This is a genomic window from Staphylococcus sp. HMSC62B09 (assembly GCF_001839115.1).
Classification (GTDB): domain Bacteria; phylum Bacillota; class Bacilli; order Staphylococcales; family Staphylococcaceae; genus Staphylococcus; species Staphylococcus haemolyticus.
Genome location: NZ_KV840137.1, coordinates 1 through 441, shown reverse-complemented (window position 1 = coordinate 441; position 441 = coordinate 1). Strand labels below are relative to the sequence as shown.

Sequence of the window (441 nt, the reverse complement as noted above, 5' to 3'; positions counted from 1 at the left end):
TTAGACAACAATTAGAACTAGATTGGGAAGATTAAAAAATGATTTAGAAAACAAACTTTAATTGAATAGTATGTAATAGAATGATAATATTTAGATAACAAATATTAAGTGCATCAAAACACCGAACCCCCAATCTATTGCAGTAGATTGGGGGTTCTTTGGGTGTTGGCTAAGTCGCCTTATTTTTTATTACGTTGTTCAAGCCAATGTTTAAACAACGCAACGCAGCACTCTACTATAATAGGTGCTATTATTAAAACAAATATTAAGTACATCATTACACCTCCTTCCGTCGAAATTATCGTCGGAAGTTAAGACGACTTTATATAATATAACATTCAATACACGGTATTTACATTACATAAAGATACAAAATATGGATCAATGAAAATGACTGAAAACGCATTAGATCAATGATGTATAAAACCTGCATAACCGATA

General features: G+C 30.8%; 1 protein-coding gene. It reads right to left on the bottom strand.

The window, feature by feature from the left end; all coding sequences use genetic code 11:
* Positions 1 to 179 precede the first annotated feature (179 nt).
* Entirely contained in the window at positions 180 to 275 is a 96-nt protein-coding gene (locus HMPREF3265_RS12420) for a type I toxin-antitoxin system Fst family toxin (RefSeq protein ID WP_141764273.1), read from the bottom strand.
* Positions 276 to 441 lie beyond the last annotated feature (166 nt).

Coding starts and splice junctions, on each gene's coding strand:
- HMPREF3265_RS12420 (WP_141764273.1), bottom strand. CDS start 275: ATGTACTTAATATTTGTTTTAATAATAGCACCTATTATAGTAGAGTGC.